The organism is Curtobacterium sp. MCLR17_051, assembly GCF_003234395.1.
In the GTDB taxonomy this organism is placed as follows: domain Bacteria; phylum Actinomycetota; class Actinomycetes; order Actinomycetales; family Microbacteriaceae; genus Curtobacterium; species Curtobacterium flaccumfaciens.
Genome location: NZ_QKTA01000016.1, coordinates 88,057 through 103,625 on the forward strand (window position 1 = coordinate 88,057; position 15,569 = coordinate 103,625).

General features: G+C 70.1%; 13 protein-coding genes and 2 tRNA genes. 2 read left to right on the forward strand and 13 right to left on the reverse strand.

The features are described 5' to 3' along the window. Positions 1-19: 19 nt before the first annotated feature. The 3 genes from DEJ06_RS13615 to DEJ06_RS13625 all read right to left on the reverse strand — a co-directional run bounded on the left by DEJ06_RS13615 (position 20) and on the right by DEJ06_RS13625 (position 2,392). Positions 20-94, reverse strand: a tRNA-Ile gene (locus DEJ06_RS13615). A gap of 13 nt (positions 95-107) precedes the next feature. Next, positions 108-1,319 (reverse strand): glycosyltransferase, encoded by a 1,212-nt coding sequence (locus tag DEJ06_RS13620; RefSeq protein ID WP_111023008.1) that lies wholly within the window; start codon positions 1,317-1,319, stop codon positions 108-110. A gap of 158 nt (positions 1,320-1,477) precedes the next feature. Then, a complete protein-coding gene (locus DEJ06_RS13625) occupies positions 1,478-2,392 on the reverse strand; it encodes a DMT family transporter (protein ID WP_171907811.1) in 915 nt (304 codons plus the stop codon). A gap of 39 nt (positions 2,393-2,431) precedes the next feature. On the opposite strand from DEJ06_RS13625, the gene def reads away from it, so the two are divergent. Next, on the forward strand, positions 2,432-3,007 hold the full coding sequence (def, locus tag DEJ06_RS13630; RefSeq protein ID WP_071405349.1) for a peptide deformylase: 576 nt from the start codon (positions 2,432-2,434) through the stop codon (positions 3,005-3,007). A gap of 74 nt (positions 3,008-3,081) precedes the next feature. On the opposite strand, the gene DEJ06_RS13635 is transcribed toward def, so the two are convergent. Further along, on the reverse strand, positions 3,082-3,570 hold the full coding sequence (locus tag DEJ06_RS13635; protein WP_111039663.1) for a hypothetical protein: 489 nt from the start codon (positions 3,568-3,570) through the stop codon (positions 3,082-3,084). Positions 3,571-3,622: 52 nt separating this feature from the next. Here DEJ06_RS13635 and DEJ06_RS13640 point away from each other — a divergent pair, with 52 nt between their 5' ends. Continuing rightward, positions 3,623-5,125, forward strand: a complete 1,503-nt coding sequence (locus DEJ06_RS13640; protein ID WP_111039664.1) for a glycosyltransferase family 39 protein — start codon at positions 3,623-3,625, stop codon at positions 5,123-5,125. A gap of 13 nt (positions 5,126-5,138) precedes the next feature. On the opposite strand, the gene DEJ06_RS13645 is transcribed toward DEJ06_RS13640, so the two are convergent. The 9 genes from DEJ06_RS13645 to DEJ06_RS13685 form a co-directional block, all read right to left on the reverse strand. After that, positions 5,139-5,714 carry a pentapeptide repeat-containing protein gene (locus tag DEJ06_RS13645; RefSeq protein WP_244993470.1) on the reverse strand — a complete coding sequence of 192 codons (576 nt, stop codon included), beginning with the start codon at positions 5,712-5,714 and terminating at the stop codon, positions 5,139-5,141. Between the two features lie 131 nt (positions 5,715-5,845). Beyond that, complete coding sequence (locus tag DEJ06_RS13650; RefSeq protein WP_111039666.1) at positions 5,846-7,378, reverse strand: hypothetical protein; 1,533 nt, start codon at positions 7,376-7,378, stop codon at positions 5,846-5,848. Positions 7,379-7,464: 86 nt separating this feature from the next. Then, positions 7,465-7,537, reverse strand: a tRNA-Asn gene (locus tag DEJ06_RS13655). 115 nt (positions 7,538-7,652) lie between these two features. Next, complete coding sequence (locus tag DEJ06_RS13660; RefSeq protein WP_258372521.1) at positions 7,653-8,663, reverse strand: D-isomer specific 2-hydroxyacid dehydrogenase family protein; 1,011 nt, start codon at positions 8,661-8,663, stop codon at positions 7,653-7,655. Continuing rightward, positions 8,660-9,589, reverse strand: coding sequence for an ATP-binding cassette domain-containing protein (locus DEJ06_RS13665; RefSeq protein WP_110864664.1), 930 nt, complete (start codon positions 9,587-9,589; stop codon positions 8,660-8,662). The genes DEJ06_RS13660 and DEJ06_RS13665 overlap by 4 nt, the downstream gene beginning before the upstream one ends. Before the next feature lie 148 nt (positions 9,590-9,737). Next, positions 9,738-11,435 carry an ABC transporter ATP-binding protein gene (locus DEJ06_RS13670; protein WP_110864663.1) on the reverse strand — a complete coding sequence of 566 codons (1,698 nt, stop codon included), beginning with the start codon at positions 11,433-11,435 and terminating at the stop codon, positions 9,738-9,740. Then, complete coding sequence (locus tag DEJ06_RS13675; protein WP_111039667.1) at positions 11,432-12,457, reverse strand: ABC transporter permease; 1,026 nt, start codon at positions 12,455-12,457, stop codon at positions 11,432-11,434. The genes DEJ06_RS13670 and DEJ06_RS13675 overlap by 4 nt, the downstream gene beginning before the upstream one ends. Positions 12,458-12,459: 2 nt before the next feature. Further along, positions 12,460-13,569: an ABC transporter permease gene (locus DEJ06_RS13680; protein WP_372439454.1), complete on the reverse strand. Its 1,110-nt coding sequence runs from the start codon at positions 13,567-13,569 to the stop codon at positions 12,460-12,462. Positions 13,570-13,653: 84 nt separating this feature from the next. Next, the gene (locus DEJ06_RS13685) at positions 13,654-15,270 is read right to left on the reverse strand and encodes an ABC transporter substrate-binding protein (RefSeq protein WP_071405356.1); all 1,617 of its coding nucleotides are present in this window, start codon (positions 15,268-15,270) and stop codon (positions 13,654-13,656) included. Positions 15,271-15,569 lie beyond the last annotated feature (299 nt).

Genomic DNA, 15,569 nt, shown 5'->3' on the forward strand with positions numbered 1-15,569 from the left:
CTTCCTTGGCATGTGCACGTAGGGCGGGCGGGACTCGAACCCGCGGATCGTTCGGTTATGAGCCGACTGCCTTGACCAGCTTGGCTACCGCCCCTCGCCGGAGACCCTCAGGCCACCGGCTCACCACGATACAGCGACTCGAACGTCGACAGCGTGCGGTTGATGTCGTGTGCCTCGATCATGGCCAGACTGCGATCCCGCATCGCCACGTACTCCGACTCGGGCGCGGTGAGCACCGTCGTGAGCTTCGCCGCCAGGTCGTCCACGTCGCCCGGGGTGAACAGGTACCCGTTGCCGTCGATCAGGTGCGGCAGCGCCATCGAGTCGGCGGCGACGACGGGCAGCCCGGACGCCATCCCCTCGAGCGAGGAGATGCTCTGCAGTTCCGCCGTCGACGGCATCGCGAACACCGTCGCGTTGGTCAGGGCCTCCTGCTTGCGCTCGTCGGAGACGAACCCCAGGAACCGCACGCGGTCCTCGAGCCCGAGCTCCTTCGCCAACGCGGTGAGCTTCGGGATCATCTCGCCGTCGCCGACGATGGTCAGCGTCGCCGACAGCTCGGCGGGCAGCAGCGCCACCGCGCGGACGAGCACGTCGAGGTTCTTCTCGGGGGCCACACGGCCCACGAAGACGATGTCGTTGTTGACCGGGCGTCCCTCGCGCGCCACGTACCGGGACGCGTCGATGCCGCACGAGATCGCGAGGACCTGCTGGCCGGCGATGGCCTTCCGCAGGTAGTCGGCGGCCAGGTTCGTCGGCGTCGTGATGGTGTCCGCCAGCCGGTAGGTCTTGGCGGCGTCGCTCCACGCGATCTTCAGCGCGAGGGGCAGCGTCCACTTGCCGAACGGCGTGTACTCGAGCAGGTTCTCCGGCATGAAGTGGTTCGTCGCGATGACCCGGATGCCGCGGTCGTTCGCCTCGTGCACGATGCCGCGGCCGATGACCACGTGCGACTGGATGTGCAGCACGTCGGGCTTGACGGCGTCGAGGATCGGGCCGGTCCACTTCCGGACGCTCCACGGCCAGACGAAGCGCAGCCACGGGTGCAGCGGCCACTTGTACGACTTCAGGCGGTGCACGACGAGCGTGACGCCGTGGTGCTCCTCGTCGAAGGTGCCGTAGTGGCGGCTCGAGGCCGGGGCCACGACGTGCACCTCGTGCCCGCGCTCGGCCAGGCCGACGGCGAGCTGCTCGGCGAAGGTGGCGGCGCCGTTGACGTCGGGGGCGAAGGTGTCCGCTGCGATCAGCACGCGCAACGGTCGGTGACCGCCCGTCGCTTCCGTCGGTCCGGCGGTGGCGGTGGTGGCGTCTCCTGACACGGCTGAGTTCGTCCTCTCGTGGGCGATGGCTGGTCGGCAGTGACGCTATCGCACCAGGATCGACGGTCGCGTCAGCCGCGCGGATGAGGGCGGCGACCACCGGGGGTGCGCGGCGAGTGCACCGCCGCGTGCGCGCCGGTCGCCCGCGCCGGCCGGCGTCAGGCCCGGGTCTGCGGGTGGTGCTTGGCGAGCAGGAACACCCCGGTGATGGCGATGCCCGCGGCCACCACGAAGCCCGCGACCGCGAACCACGGCGCCCCCGAGGCCTCGCCGAGCACGATTACGCCGATGCCGACCGCGACGATCGGGTCGATCACCGTCAACCCAGCGATCACGAGGTCCGCCGAACCGCTCGAGTACGCGTTCTGCACGAAGTACCCGCCGAGCGACGCCGCCACGACCACCCCGACGATGGCGAGCACGGTCAACCAGTCGAAGGTGCCGTTCACGAACCGGTTCAGCACCACCTTGGCCAGCGTCGCCACGAACCCGTAGAGCACCCCCGCCCCGACGATGTAGTAGAGCGCACTGCGGTGCTTGGCGACCAGCCGGAAGGACACCAGCACGAGCACCAGCACAACGGCCAGGATCACCAGCACGGTGACGAGCTGCTGACGGGTGATCGCGCTCTCGTGTCCGACGAACGCCGCGATCCCGACGAAGATGCCGACACCGATGATGCACGTCCACACGGCCCGCCGGGCACGGCGACCGAGTGGCACACCGGACGACCGCGACGAGAACCACGTCGTGATGACGAGGGCGACGGCACCCAGGGGCTGCACGACGATCAGGGGCGCGAACGTGATGCTGATCAGCTGGAGCACCACCGCGATGCCGAGCATGAGCGTGCCGAGCACCCAGTAGCCGCTCGAGACGAGCCCGACGACGTGCCGGACACTCAGCCCCTTCGACTGCCGACCGAGACGCGCCTCGACCCGCTGGACCCCGCGGCTCTGGAACTGCGCCCCGAGCGACAGGAACACCGCACCGATCAGCGCCACCGGGATCATCAGCGCCTGGAACGGCGTGAGGTTGCTCACGGCGTCGGGCAGCTGGAGGTCCGTCGTCACGCGTCGAGGCTACCGTCCCCCGCCGGATAACCTGGGTGAATGGCCGTTCTCCCGATCCGCATCACCGGCGAACCCGTCCTGCACGAGCGTGCAGCCGAGGTCACCGCGTTCGATGACGACCTCCGCACCCTCGTCGCCGACATGCTCGAGACCATGGACCTGGCCCCGGGCGTCGGCCTGGCCGGTCCGCAGGTGGGTGTCGGCAAGCGCCTGTTCGTGTACTCCTACACCGACGATGACGACGTCCTGCACCGGGGCGCCGCCGTGAACCCCGTCCTGTGGATCACGCCCCCGGTGCCCGAGTCCGTCGAGGAGCTCGACGAGGACGAGGAGTCCGAGGGCTGCCTGTCGATCCCGGGCGAGCGGTTCCCGCTCCGCCGCTCCGAGGGCGCCCTGCTGCGGGCCTTCGACGAGCACGGCACCCCGTTCGAGGTCGAGGCGCACGGCTGGCTGGCCCGGATCTTCCAGCACGAGTACGACCACCTGGACGGCTGGCTCTACGCCGACCGCCTGGTGCACCCCTACGGCAAGCAGGTCGCCAAGGCGATCCGCAAGAGCAGCTGGGGCGGCCCCGGCCAGTCCTGGTTGCCGGGTCGCGACCACCCCGAGGGCTGACTGACGCCCGTCGGCGTCGGCACCCGGTGCCGTCCAGCCCGTCGCTGGTCCGGCGGGCGGCCTGGAGGCCCGGCTCAGCCCCGGTAGGCGGCCAGTGCGTCGCGCAGGCGGTCGGTCTCCGGGTGCCCGGGGCAGTACCGCAGGAGCCCGGCGGCCACGTGCGCACCGCGCGCGTCGGCGACCGCCGACGTCCACGGCGCCGAGCCGCGGACCGCGCACGTGCTCGCGAGCTCGACCAGGGTCGCGTCACCGCGCGCCGCCGCCACCGCGGCCTGCTGCTGGCTCGACGGCACCGACCCGGTCAGGCGCTTCGCCGAGCAGTCGGCGCGCTCGGCCTCCCACACCGCCGAGTAGGTGGTGTAGGTCTCGCTTTCCGATCCGTCGGCGGCGCAGACGAACGCGAAGACCACGGGCGACGCGCCCGAGCCCAGGCCGGTGTCGGAGCTCGTCGGGTCCTCGGACGCGTCGGTGTCCGGGCCGACGCTGCTGCAGCCGGTGAGCACCGCCGTCACGGCGACGACGACGCCGAGGAGCGTGAGTCGAGGCGAACGGGAACGGTGCACCTGTGAACGCTAACAGCAAGCGCTGCGGACGACCCGTACGGCGGCTCCTGCGATGATGGTCCGGCATCGCCCTGTCCTGGAGGTCCTCATCCCCCGCCTGCACTCCCGCCCCGTCCGTGCGACGGCCCTCGTGGTCGTCGCCCTGGCTGCTGTGTTCGTCGCCTACTGGCACCTCGGCCGTCCGACCATCGTGAACGACGAGTTCGTGTACCTCCGCGCGAGCTGGGCCTACGTGCACGGGAACTTCTCGCTCAACCTCGAGCACCCGCCGCTCGCGAAGTACGTGTACGGCGTGGCGCAGCTCCTGGTGGGACAGGGGCCGCTCGGACCGAGGCTGGTGGCTGCGACCGCGATGCTCGGCACGGGTGTCGTCCTGTTCCTCTGGCTGCGACGCGAGGTCGGCTTCTGGACCGGCCTGACCGCGGCGGCGATGTGGTGGCTGACGCCGCGTGGCTCGGGCTCGTCCTGGGCGGAAGCCGGGTCGGTCATCGGTGTCCGCATCGACCGGTTCGCGATGCTCGAACCCCTCATGGTCTTCTTCGCCGTCGCCTCGCTCGCCGCGGCCTGGCGCTGGATGCGGACCGGCAACCGGTGGTGGGTGGCCGCAGCGGGTGCGCTGCTCGCACTGTCCGTCACCTCGAAGGTGTCGACGGCAGTGCTCGTCCTCGCCGTGGGAGCACTCCCCCTGCTGTTCCGTCGGTGGCGCGACCTGGGGGTCGGTGCGCTGTACGGCGGCGTCGCGTTCGTGGTCGTGTTCGTGGTCGTCTACCTGCCGGTCGGGCTCTTCGGGGCCATCGGGCAGATGCTCCGGTTCCAGGCGCAGCAGAACGCCCACGGGCACCCGACGACCATCCTCGGGACGATCTACCCGGCGGCACCGTGGTGGGCGAACTTCGCGTTCCTCGCCGACGGCACGGGCTGGTTGCTGCTCAGCGTCCTGACCATCGGTGTGGTCGCCGCGCTCGTCGTCCGACCGGACCGCCTGGTCGCGTACCTCGGCATCGCCCTCGGTGTCTTCCTCGTCTTCTACGTCATCGTCGCCAACGTCTCGCTGCCGTACTACTACGACGCGTGGATGCCGTTCATCATCGCCTTGGCGGCGATCGGGTACGAGCGACTGGCGACCGTCCGGCCGCCCGTCGGACGCATTGCGGCGGCAGTGCTCGTCGCCGCGCTGCTCATCCCCGTCGCACGGCTCGGCGTCGCCGTCGTGCAGACCCGTCCGAGCGGGATCGCTCTGCTCTCGGATGCTCTGAAGGTCCGCGGACACGACTCCGAAGGCGTCCTCTTCAGCCAGTTCAGCGCCAACACCTGGCGCATCTACTTCGGGGACCGTGGCTCCATGCGCCCGGAGAACGGACCGTTCGACGCCGTCGTCGTCGGCTCGGACACCCGGCGGACCATGCCCGAGCAGGTCCGGACGTTCCTCGACGAACACGCTGCAGAACTCCAGCACTTCCGGCTCGACTACCTCGACGTCTACGTGCCCCGACAGGGCATCATCGAGGACAACAACCGGGACGGCACGCTCAGGGTCGAGCCCGACGCTCGCTGACCGCGATCGAGGTTCAGCTGTCCTGTCCGGCGACGACGACGTCCACCGGCGCCTCGAGACGACCGCCGTGTCGTGCGTCCGTGCGGATCTGGCACCGGACGGTCGTCGTGCCGACCGGCGCGGTGACCACACGGTCACTGCAGTTCGGAGAAGTCAGTCCGAGTGGCAGTTCCAGTCGGAGCACGACGCGGACTGCTGTGCCGTCGGTGCTCCGGACCGAGAGCGCTCCGGGTTCCAGTGCTGTGCCCCGGACGCTCATCTGCTCGATCCGAGCGCCCGACAGGTCGGCACCGGAGACGTCTGCACCGTCGATCCGGGCGGAGGAGAGATCAGCGTCCGCGAGCCGGGCTCCGCGCAGATCAGCACCGCGCAGATCGGCGGCGTGCAGATCAGCCTCCCGGAGGTCCGCGCCGCGCAGGTCGGTCGAGCGCAGGTCGGCTCCGAAGAACACGGTCTCGGAGAGGTCTGCGTCACGGAGGTCAGCACCACGCAGGTCTGCGAGCCGGAGGTCGGCCGTCGAGAGATCGACCGATGACAGGTCGGCTCCGGGGCACGCCGTCGCCGTGGCCGGCCCCGGCTCGGACACCACCGCACAACCGTCGACATCGTGACTCGTACCCCCGTCGTCGCCCGGCCTGAGGAAGGCTGCGACACCGATCACCACGACGAAGGCAGCTGAGGCGACTCCGACGCTCACCCCACGGGCGCGACGGGACGCGCTCACGACTCGACCCCGGTCAGCCATCTCGGCAGGACGTCGAGCCCCCAATCGGAGTACCACGCGGCGGAGTGTGCGTAGGGGAAGAACGCGCTCAGCGGGTTGTACAACACGAAGAGCGCGGCGAGCACCACGCCGACCACGGCCGTCGCGACGGAACGCGTTCGCGGTCGGAGACGTCGGAGCCACGTCCGGACACCAACCAGGACGACGACCACGGCCAACGGCATCGCTGGCAACAGGTAGCGACCGGAGAACGCGTACGACTCCCCCAAGTTGACCATCGTGGCGGCGTTGAAGCAGAGGACGGCGAACGTGTAGGTCGCCGCGACCGCGGCGCACCAGGTGAGCGCCGCATCGTGCAGGATCCGTCGGGCCTGCGTCAGCGCGATCCCGATGCCGACGACGGCGCTCGAGGCTCCGAACACGACGACCGACGGGTTCGGACGCCACGGGAACGAGGCGCCCCAGAAGAAGAACAGTGACTGGAAGTAGATCGTCACCCATGACCACAGGAAGGACAGCGGCGCGAATGCCGGCAGCGTTCCGTTCACCTCGGCCAGGTCGTGGGCGCGGGAAGCGGCGTAGTTCCGGCGGAAGATCGCGTAGTCCATGCAATCGGCACGACTGTGCAGGGCAGTACAGGCGGGGTTCACCGCGCGGAACTGCAACAGGTTCAGACCGAAGCGCTCGATCGCGAGAGCGGTCAGCACACCGCCGATCACGAGCAGCACGATCGACTGTCCGGGTCGCGCGCGGAGTCCCCCGACGGCTCGCTGCACCGGGTGCCGCAACCACGACCAGCCGGCGGCGCGGTACCGCAGCAGGATGGCGAAGAACCCTCCCGCGAGCACGAACGGCGCCTGCGAGTACTTCATCAGGAGGGCGAACAGCGCTGCGACGGCCATCCAGGCCAGCGTGCGCAGTCCCCCACCGCGGACGAAACGGACCGCGACGGCGGCGAACACGAAGAGCGCTGCCATGGCCGGGGCGTCGTAGCTCACCGACGCGGCCTGCCAGGTGAACCGCCCCGTGAACGCCGTCGCCACGATCGCGAGCAGCCCGATCGACGCGGGGACGCGAGCGTGCTGGAACAGCGACCGGAGCGCGATGAGCCCCGAAGCTGCCCACAGCACGTCCACGGCACGGAGAACGAAGACGACTTGCTCGTAGTCGAGCCCGATCGCGAGTGCTCCGCGCGCGGGGAACGACATCAGGTAGTGGTACAGGTACAGCGGCGACCGGACGAGCTCGCCCATCCAGAGCTGCGACGGGTCGACCTGCTGCAGGTAGGGGCCCGCGAGCACGGGGCGCTCGGCGTAGAGCAGGATGTTCCAGACGTGCCCTCGCTCGTCCGGGGCCGCGGCCACGTGGACGTGGAACCACCCGGCGAAGGCGAACCCCATGACGACGAAGACCGTCAGCACCACCACGAACGACGCTCGTGACGACAGTGCGACGTCCACCGCCTGCACGACGGACCGCCGCTCCGTTCGCTCCGAACGTCCGCGGCGGGACTCCCGAGTGTTCGTCATGACGGAACGATCGTACAGGGAGCACCGAACGCGCACGACGACAGCAACGCAAAAGATCCCCACCCCGAAGGGATGAGGACCTGTCGCTCCCCGAGTTGGACTCGAACCAACAACCTGCCGGTTAACAGCCGGCTGCTCTGCCAATTGAGCTATCGAGGATCACTGTCCGCTGGCGAATGACGTGCGAACAACGGGTAACAGCATAGCAGGACGCCGAGGCCCTCCACCGCATCGGACACGCCGCCCGGGCGCGCCGCGCTTCGAGGCCCCCGTGTCAGTACCCGGCGACCGGGTCGACGACGCCGACGAAGCCCTCGCCGTCGCCCCCGAGGAACGCCGCGGCGTTGAGCCGGACGCGCTCGGCGAGCAGCGGTGCGACCATCTCCGGTGTGTCCGCCTGGTGCGGGGTGATGACCGCGCCGGGCTCCGACCAGAGCGGGTGCCCGTCGGGCAGCGGCTCGGGGTCGGTGACGTCGAGGCCAGCCGCGGCGATCTCCCCCGCGCGCAGGGCGGCGACCAGTGCGTCGGTGTCCACGAGTCCGCCGCGGGCGATGTTCACGAGCCGGGCGGACGGCTTCATGATCCGGAACTGCTGCTCACCGAAGAGCTTCGCGGTGCCCGAGGTCATCGCCGCTGCGATCATCACGACGTCGGCGTCGGGCAGGACCCGGTCGAGCTCGTCGGTGGTGACGGTGCGCGCGGCTCCCGGCACGGGCTCGGGCGAGCGGCGCACGACGGTGACATCGACGTCGAACGGGGCGAGCAGCCGGAGGTACTCGAGGGCGATCCCGCCGGCACCGATCACGACGACGTTCCGCCCGTACAGCGAGACACCCTCGGGCTCGGTGGCCCACGACGATGCTCGAGCGCGCTTCTGCAGGACCCGGAGCGTGCCGAGGGTCAACGCGAGCGCGTGCTCGGCGACCGGCTCCGCGTAGGCGCCCTTGGCCGAGGTGAACAGCACGCGGTCGCCGTGCTCCTGGATCAGGTGCGCGAAGGCGTCGACGCCGGCGAACGGCAGCTGCACCCAGCCGACCCCCGGTGCCGACGACAGCGCGTCGGCGAGGCCGGCCGGATCGCGGGGGTCGAGCCAGACGACACCGCGGGTGTCGGCGTCGAGCGGCGCGACGGTGCCGCCGGCCTCGGTCACGGCGACCACGTGCAGGTCCGTCGGTTCCGGCAGCACGGCGACCGGCCCGGGCTGCGGGGCGTCGATCGGCAGCGGTGCACCCGACGTGGGGACGACGGCGCGGTGGCCGCGAGGGCCCTGGGAAGTGGTGCTCACGCGTTCTCCTGACGGTCGGTGCGCGGGCCGGTGCCGGCGGCGAGCGGACGGCGCGGCGCGGACGAACGGCGGGCCGTCGTCGGTGCCGGACGACGCTTCACGCCGCGGGCCGCGGTCGAGGCGAGGGTCTTCACGTAGGGGTCGACCGGGTTGTCGAGGACCTCGTCGAAGGTGCCGAGCCCGACGAGCCGGGCATCGGCCATCACGGCGACGCGGTCGGCCAGGGCGCGGGCCTCGCGCAGGTCGCTGGACACGACGACGGCGGAGAACTGCCGGCCGCGCTGCAGGGTCGCCAGGGCCTCGAGCACGGACTGCCGCACGAGCACGTCGACGCCGCGCGCTGGTTCGTCCGCGACCAGCAGCTGAGGCTCGAGCACGAGCGCCTTCGCCAGGGCGACACGCTGGCGCTGACCGCTCGACAGCTCCCACGTGTTCAGGCGCATCGCCCCGAGCGGCAGGTGCACCGCGTCGAGCAGCCGGGCCACGATGAGCCCGGCCTCGCGCCGGTCGAACCGGCGGTCGCGGGCGTAGATCGGTTCGGCGACGGCCTCGCCGACGGTCAGGTCCGGGCTGAGCCGGTCGGCGCCGTCCTGCGGCAGGTACCCGATCCGGCCGCTCAGCCGTTCGAGCTTGCGCGACGAAGGGCGGAGGCCCCGGGTCTTCTGGCCGAGCACGGTCAGCTCGCCGCCGACGATGTGCCGACGGAGGGCGCCCTCACCCTCGCCGTGGGATCCGAGCTGGCCCGCGATGGCGGCGGCGAAGGTCGACTTGCCCGATCCCGACTCACCGAGCAGGGCGAGGATCTCCCCCTGCCGGACCGTGAGGCTCACGCCGTCGACGGCCCGGATGGACTCGCCCCCGCGTCCGCCCCGGTACTCGATCGACACGTCGTCCGCGACGACCGCCGGTCCGTTGACCGCGATCATGGGTCCCCTTCCACGCCGCCCCCTGGCGGCGGTTCGCGACGGGCCGCCCTGGCAGGTCCGTCGTGCGTGCAGCAGTGGAGACGACCGCCCTGGAGGCCCGGCGTGCGTCGACGACGCTGGCCGGGCCTCCAGGGCGGGTCACGTCGGGTCAGGACCCGACGTTCTCCAGTCGCTCCAGCGTACGCCGTCGCTCCGCCTGCTCGGCTGGGTCCGGCACCGGCAGCGACGCGAGGAGCCGCTGCGTGTAGGGGTGCTGCGGCGCGCCGAGGACCTGCGCCGTCGTGCCCGTCTCGACCAGGTCACCGCGGTACAGCACCGCGATCCGGTCGGACAGCGCGCCGACGACCGCGAGGTCGTGGCTGATGAACAGCGAGGCGAAGCCGAGGTCCTGCTGCAGCTCGAGGAAGAGCTCGAGCACCCGGGCCTGCACGGAGACGTCGAGCGCACTCGTCGGCTCGTCGGCGATGAGCAGCTTCGGCCGGAGCGCGAGCGACCGGGCGAGCGATGCACGCTGGCGCTGCCCGCCGGAGAGCTCGTGCGGGTAGCGGTCGCCGTAGGCGGCCGGCAGCTGCACGGCCTCGAGCAGCTCGTCCACCCGCTTGCGCGCGGCACGGGGGCTCGAGACCTCCTTGTGCACGACCAGCGGCTCGGCGACGCACTCGGCGATCGTCAGCAGCGGGTTGAACGAGGTCGCCGGGTCCTGGAACACGAACCCGATGTCCTTGCGCAGGTGCTTGAAGTCGCGTTCGCGGTACCCGAGCATCTCGGCGCCGAGCACCTTGAGCGAGCCGCCGGTGACCTTCGTCAGGCCCGCCATGGCCCGGCCGATGGTGGTCTTGCCCGAGCCGGACTCCCCCACCAGGCCGAGGACCTCGCCCGGACGGATCGCCAGGTCGACGCCCTTGACCGCCTTGAACGCGGGCGAGCCGAGCCGCCCGGGGTACTCGATCTCGAGCCCCTTCGCCTCGACCAGCGGGGTGACGTCCTCGGAGATCGCGGCGCGCCGGGCCACCCCGGTGGACGCCTCGAGCCGGGGCACCGCCGCGAGCAGCCGCTTGGTGTAGTCGGCCTGCGGCGTCGCGAACAGTGCCGTCGCCGTGGCCTCTTCGACGATCTCGCCCTGGTACATCACGGCGACGCGGTCGGCCAGGTCGGCGACCACGCCCATGTTGTGCGTGATCACGACGATCGCGGTGCCGAACTCGTCGCGGCAGCGGCGCAGCAGGTCGAGGATCTCGGCCTGCACCGTCACGTCGAGTGCCGTGGTGGGCTCGTCCGCGATGATGACGCTCGGCTCGAGGGCCAGTGCGCTCGCGATGACCACGCGCTGCTTCTGCCCACCCGAGAACTGGTGCGGGTAGTGGTCGACGCGGGTCTCGGGGTCCGGGATACCGACGCGACCGAGGTAGTCGATGGCCTTCGCCCGTGCTTCCTTCTTGGACACGCCGCCGTGGGCACGGAGCCCCTCGGCGATCTGCCACCCGACGGTGAAGACCGGGTTGAGGGCGGTCGACGGCTCCTGGAACACCATCGCGCCGGCGGTCCCGCGGAGCTCGCGGAGCTTCTGCGAGCCGACCGACACGACGTCGGTGCCGTCGAGCAGCACCGCACCGCCGAGTGTCGCCGTCTCCGGCATGAGCCGCAGCATGCTGCGGGCCGTGACGGACTTGCCGGAGCCGGACTCGCCGACCAGGGCGAGGACCTCGCCGGGGCGGACGTCGAGGCTGACGCCCTTGACCGCGTCGACGGCGCCGCCGTCGGTCGCGAAGGTGACGGTCAGGTCGTCGACGACGACGACCGGCTCGGTGGTGGTGTCGCCCGGTTGCAGGCGGGTGGTCGGGGTCATGCGCCCGTCCCTTCCGTGTCGTTCCCGGCGGTGGGCGGTGCCTCGGCGTCGCGCGTGTCGCGCGTCGACACGAGCTGCTTCAGGCGTCGGCGTGCACGCAGGCGGGGATCGGAGATGTCGTTCAGGCTCTCGCCGATGAAGGTCACGCCGAGCACGAGCACCACGATCGCGACACCCGGGTAGACACCGGTCCACCAGACGCCGCTCGCGACGTCGGAGAGCGCGCGGCTCAGGTCGTAGCCCCACTCGGCGCCGGACGTCGGGCCGATGCCGAACCCGAGGAAGCCGAGGCCGGCCAGGGTCAGGATCGCGTCGCTCGCGTTGAGCGTCAGGATGAGCGGCAGCGAACGGGTCGAGTTCCGCAGGACGTGCCGCGTCATGATGCGCCACGGGTTCGTGCCCATCACGCGCGCCGACTCGACGAACGCGTCGTTCTTCAGCCGGACGGCCTCGGCACGGACCACGCGGAAGTACTGCGGCACGTACACGACGGTGATCGAGATCGCCGCCGCGATGATGCCGCCCGAGTAGCTCGAGTTGCCGCCGGAGATGACGATGGACACGATGATCGCGAGCAGCAGCGACGGGAACGCGTAGATGGCGTCGGCCACGACCACCAGGACGCGGTCGAGCCAGCCGCCCAGGTACCCGGAGACCATGCCGAGCAGGACACCGACGATGATCGAGACGATCACGGCGACGATGACGACGAGCACGGCCGTGCGGGCGCCGTAGAGCACGCGACTGAACACGTCGAAGCCGCCGACCGTCGTGCCCCAGATGTGCTCGGCACTCGGTGCGCCGGTGCGCGGGAAGCTCTGCCCGTCCGCGCCCTGCAGCTGGCCGAAGCCGTACGGGGCGAGGAGCGGGGCGAACACCGCGACGAGCAGGTAGAGGGCGCAGATGACCACGCCGACGATGAGCATGGCGCGCTGCCAGCCGGTGCTCCGGCGCAGCTGGACCACCACGGGGAGCCGCTTCCAGAGCGGCTCGTGGCGGTCGACGAGGGTGGTGTCGGCCATCGTCAGAACCTCACTCTCGGGTCGATCAGGGCGGCGACGACGTCGACGATGAAGTTGGTCACCGCGACGATCACCGCCAGCATCGCGACGATGCCCTGCACCGCGACGAAGTCACGGGCCGACAGGTACTGGTTGAGCTCGAAGCCCAGACCGCGCCACCCGAAGGTCGTCTCGGTGAGCACCGAGCCGCCCAGGAGCATCGCGATCTGCAGCCCCATCACGGTGATGATCGGCACGAGGGCCGGACGGAACGCGTGGGTGCGCACCAACCGCGACTCGCGCACACCGCGGGAACGGGCGGCGTCGACGTACTCGGAGCCGAGCGACCCGATCATGTTCGCGCGCACCAGGCGCAGGAAGATGCCGGCGGTGAGCAGGCCGAGCGTCAGCGCGGGCAGGACGGCGTGCTGGAGCACGTCGCCGATGACCTGGGCGTTGCCGGTGCGGAGCGCGTCGATGATGTAGATGCCGCTCGCGCCGGGGATGCCGTCGAGGATGAGCGACACCCGGGTCGAGGCCCGGTCGCCGAGGGGCAGCCAGCCGAGCCACACCGAGAAGACGAGCTTGAGCAGCAGACCACCGAAGAACACCGGCGTGGCGTAGGTCAGGATCGCCAGCGCGCGGAGCAGCACGTCCGGCCACTTGTCACGCGTGTACGCGGCGAGCATGCCGAGCGGGATGCCGAGCACCAGCGCGACGATGAGCGCGTAGAACACGAGCTCCGCGGTCGCACCGCCGTACGTGACGATGATGTCGGTGATCGGACGGTTGTCCGTCGACGAGGTGCCGAAGTCGCCGCGCAGGATGTTGCCGAGGTACTCGAAGTACTGCACGAGCACCGGCCGGTCGTACCCGGCGGCGTGCAGGCGTTCCTGTAGCTGGCTCGGCGTGAGTCGACCGCCGACCGATGCGGTGATCGGGTTCCCGATGACGCGCATCAGGAAGAACACGAGCGTCACCAGGATGAAGACGGTCGGGATGATGAGGAGGAACCTGACGAGGATGTACCGGCCGAGTCCGCCACCACTGTTCTTGGCACTGCGTTGTGCCTGTGGCTTGGTGGGATCGGTGCCGTTCACGTCCTGCGTCGCCTCGGGAGTGCTGAGGGTCACGGGGTGTGTGCCTTTCGTCGCCGTTGCACAGGCACGCGGGCGCTCCTCGTGGGAACGCCCGCGGCCTGCACGTGGGGCTTGGTGCTACTTGCTCAGGGTGGCGTACCGGAACTTGAACGAGGCGTCGAGGGTCAGGCCCTTGACGTCCTTGCCGGCGACCGCGACGGACTTGCCCTGCAGCAGCGGCAGCGTCGAGATCTGGGTGGCCTCGCGCTCCTGGGCCTGCTCGATCAGGTCAGCACGCTTGTCCGGGTCGGACTCGGCCTGCTCCTTCGCGATGAGGTCCTGGATCTCCGGGTCGTCGTAGTGGTTCTGGACGAAGTTCTCCTTGGTGAAGAACGGCGACAGGTAGTTGTCGGCGTCGGAGAAGTCCGGGAACCAGCCGAGCTGGTACACGGGGTAGGCGTCCTTGGTGCGCTCCTGCGCGTAGGTCGTGTAGACCGTCGACTGGATGTTGACGGTGAACAGACCGGAGTCCTCGAGCTGCTGCTTGAGCAGCGCGTACTCGTCGTCCGAGGCCGAACCGTAGTGGTCGGGCGCGTACTGGATGTCGAGCTGCACCTTGCCCTTGACGCCGGCGTCCGACAGCGTCTTCTTCGCCTTGGACACGTCCGCGCCGCCGTCGCCGTCGCCGTACATCTCCTTGAACGGCTGGACCGCGCCGGTCAGGCCGTCCGGCACCATCGAGTACAGCGGGGTGAAGGTGTCGTTGTAGACCTCCTTCGCGAGCTGGGCGCGGTCGACCACGTCGGCCGCGGCCTGACGCACGGCCAGGGCCTTCGCCTCGTCGGCGTCGTCCTGCCCGGTGCCGAACGGCTGCGTCTTGAAGTTGAAGACCACGTAGCGGATCTCGCCGCCGGGGCCGTCGGTGACCTTGAGGGAGTCGTCCTTGCGCAGGTCCGAGATGTCGGTCGGCGTCAGGGAGCGGTACGCCACGTCGACGTCGCCCTTCTGCACGGCGAGCTTGAGGTCGGTCTCCTTGGTGTAGTAGCTGGCGGTGACCTCGTCGGTCTTCGCCTTGCCGAGGAGGCCGTCGTACTTCGGGTTCGTCTTGTACTGGATCGTGTCGTTCTCCTTGTAGGAGCTGATCTGGTACTGCCCGGCGAACGCCTTGCCCTTGACGATGTCGTCGGCGCTGGTGAGTTTCGTCGCGCTGAAGACGTCCTCGTCGACGATCGGACCCGCGGGGCTCGAGAGCACCTGCGGCCAGGTCTGGTCGGCGTGGTCGAGGTTGAACACCACGGTGGTGTCGTCCGGGGTGTCGATGCTCTTGAGGTTGGCCAGCAGCGACTGCGGACCGTTCTCGTTGTTGATCTTCAGCTCGCGGTCGAACGAGAACTTCACGTCGCTCGACGTGAGCTTGTTGCCGTTCGCGAACTCGAGCCCGTCCTTGAGGGTGACCTCGTAGGTGGTCGGGTTCGTGAACTCCGCCTTCGTGGCGATGTCCGGCTCGACGTCCGGGCTCCCCACGGGCGTGTTCATCAGGAACGGGAACACCTGGTTCTGCACGGCGAAGGAGCCGTTGTCGTAGGAACCGGCCGGGTCGAGGGACGTGATCTTGTCCGTCGTCCCGATGCTCAGGCCGTTCAGTTCGGTGTCACTCACGCTGCTGCTCGCGCAGCCGGTCAGCACCAGCGCCGTCGCTGCTGCACCGGCGCCGAGCGCGATGCCGCGCTTGCCCCACTTGGTCACGGATGCCATGTCCGCTGCCTCTCTGGTCATGATTGCAAGAGTCCTGAGCCGGAGGGTGGAACGTCTGTGTGCCCGGCCAGGAACGCTCATTGGTATCACCCTGTCACGGAACAGAACGAACCGGGGGCGATTTGTTTACACCGCTGTAATGCACAGGCCCGCCGCGTGATGCATGATTCCGCCGGAGTCGAGCGGCGCGTCACGCACGAAAGTTGCGTGGTGCAACCGAGGCGCTCTAGCGGTCGAGAGCGCCTGTCGAGCGACGGTTCGTGCGATCTCGCCGAAGCGCACGCGGCGCGTCGTGAAGC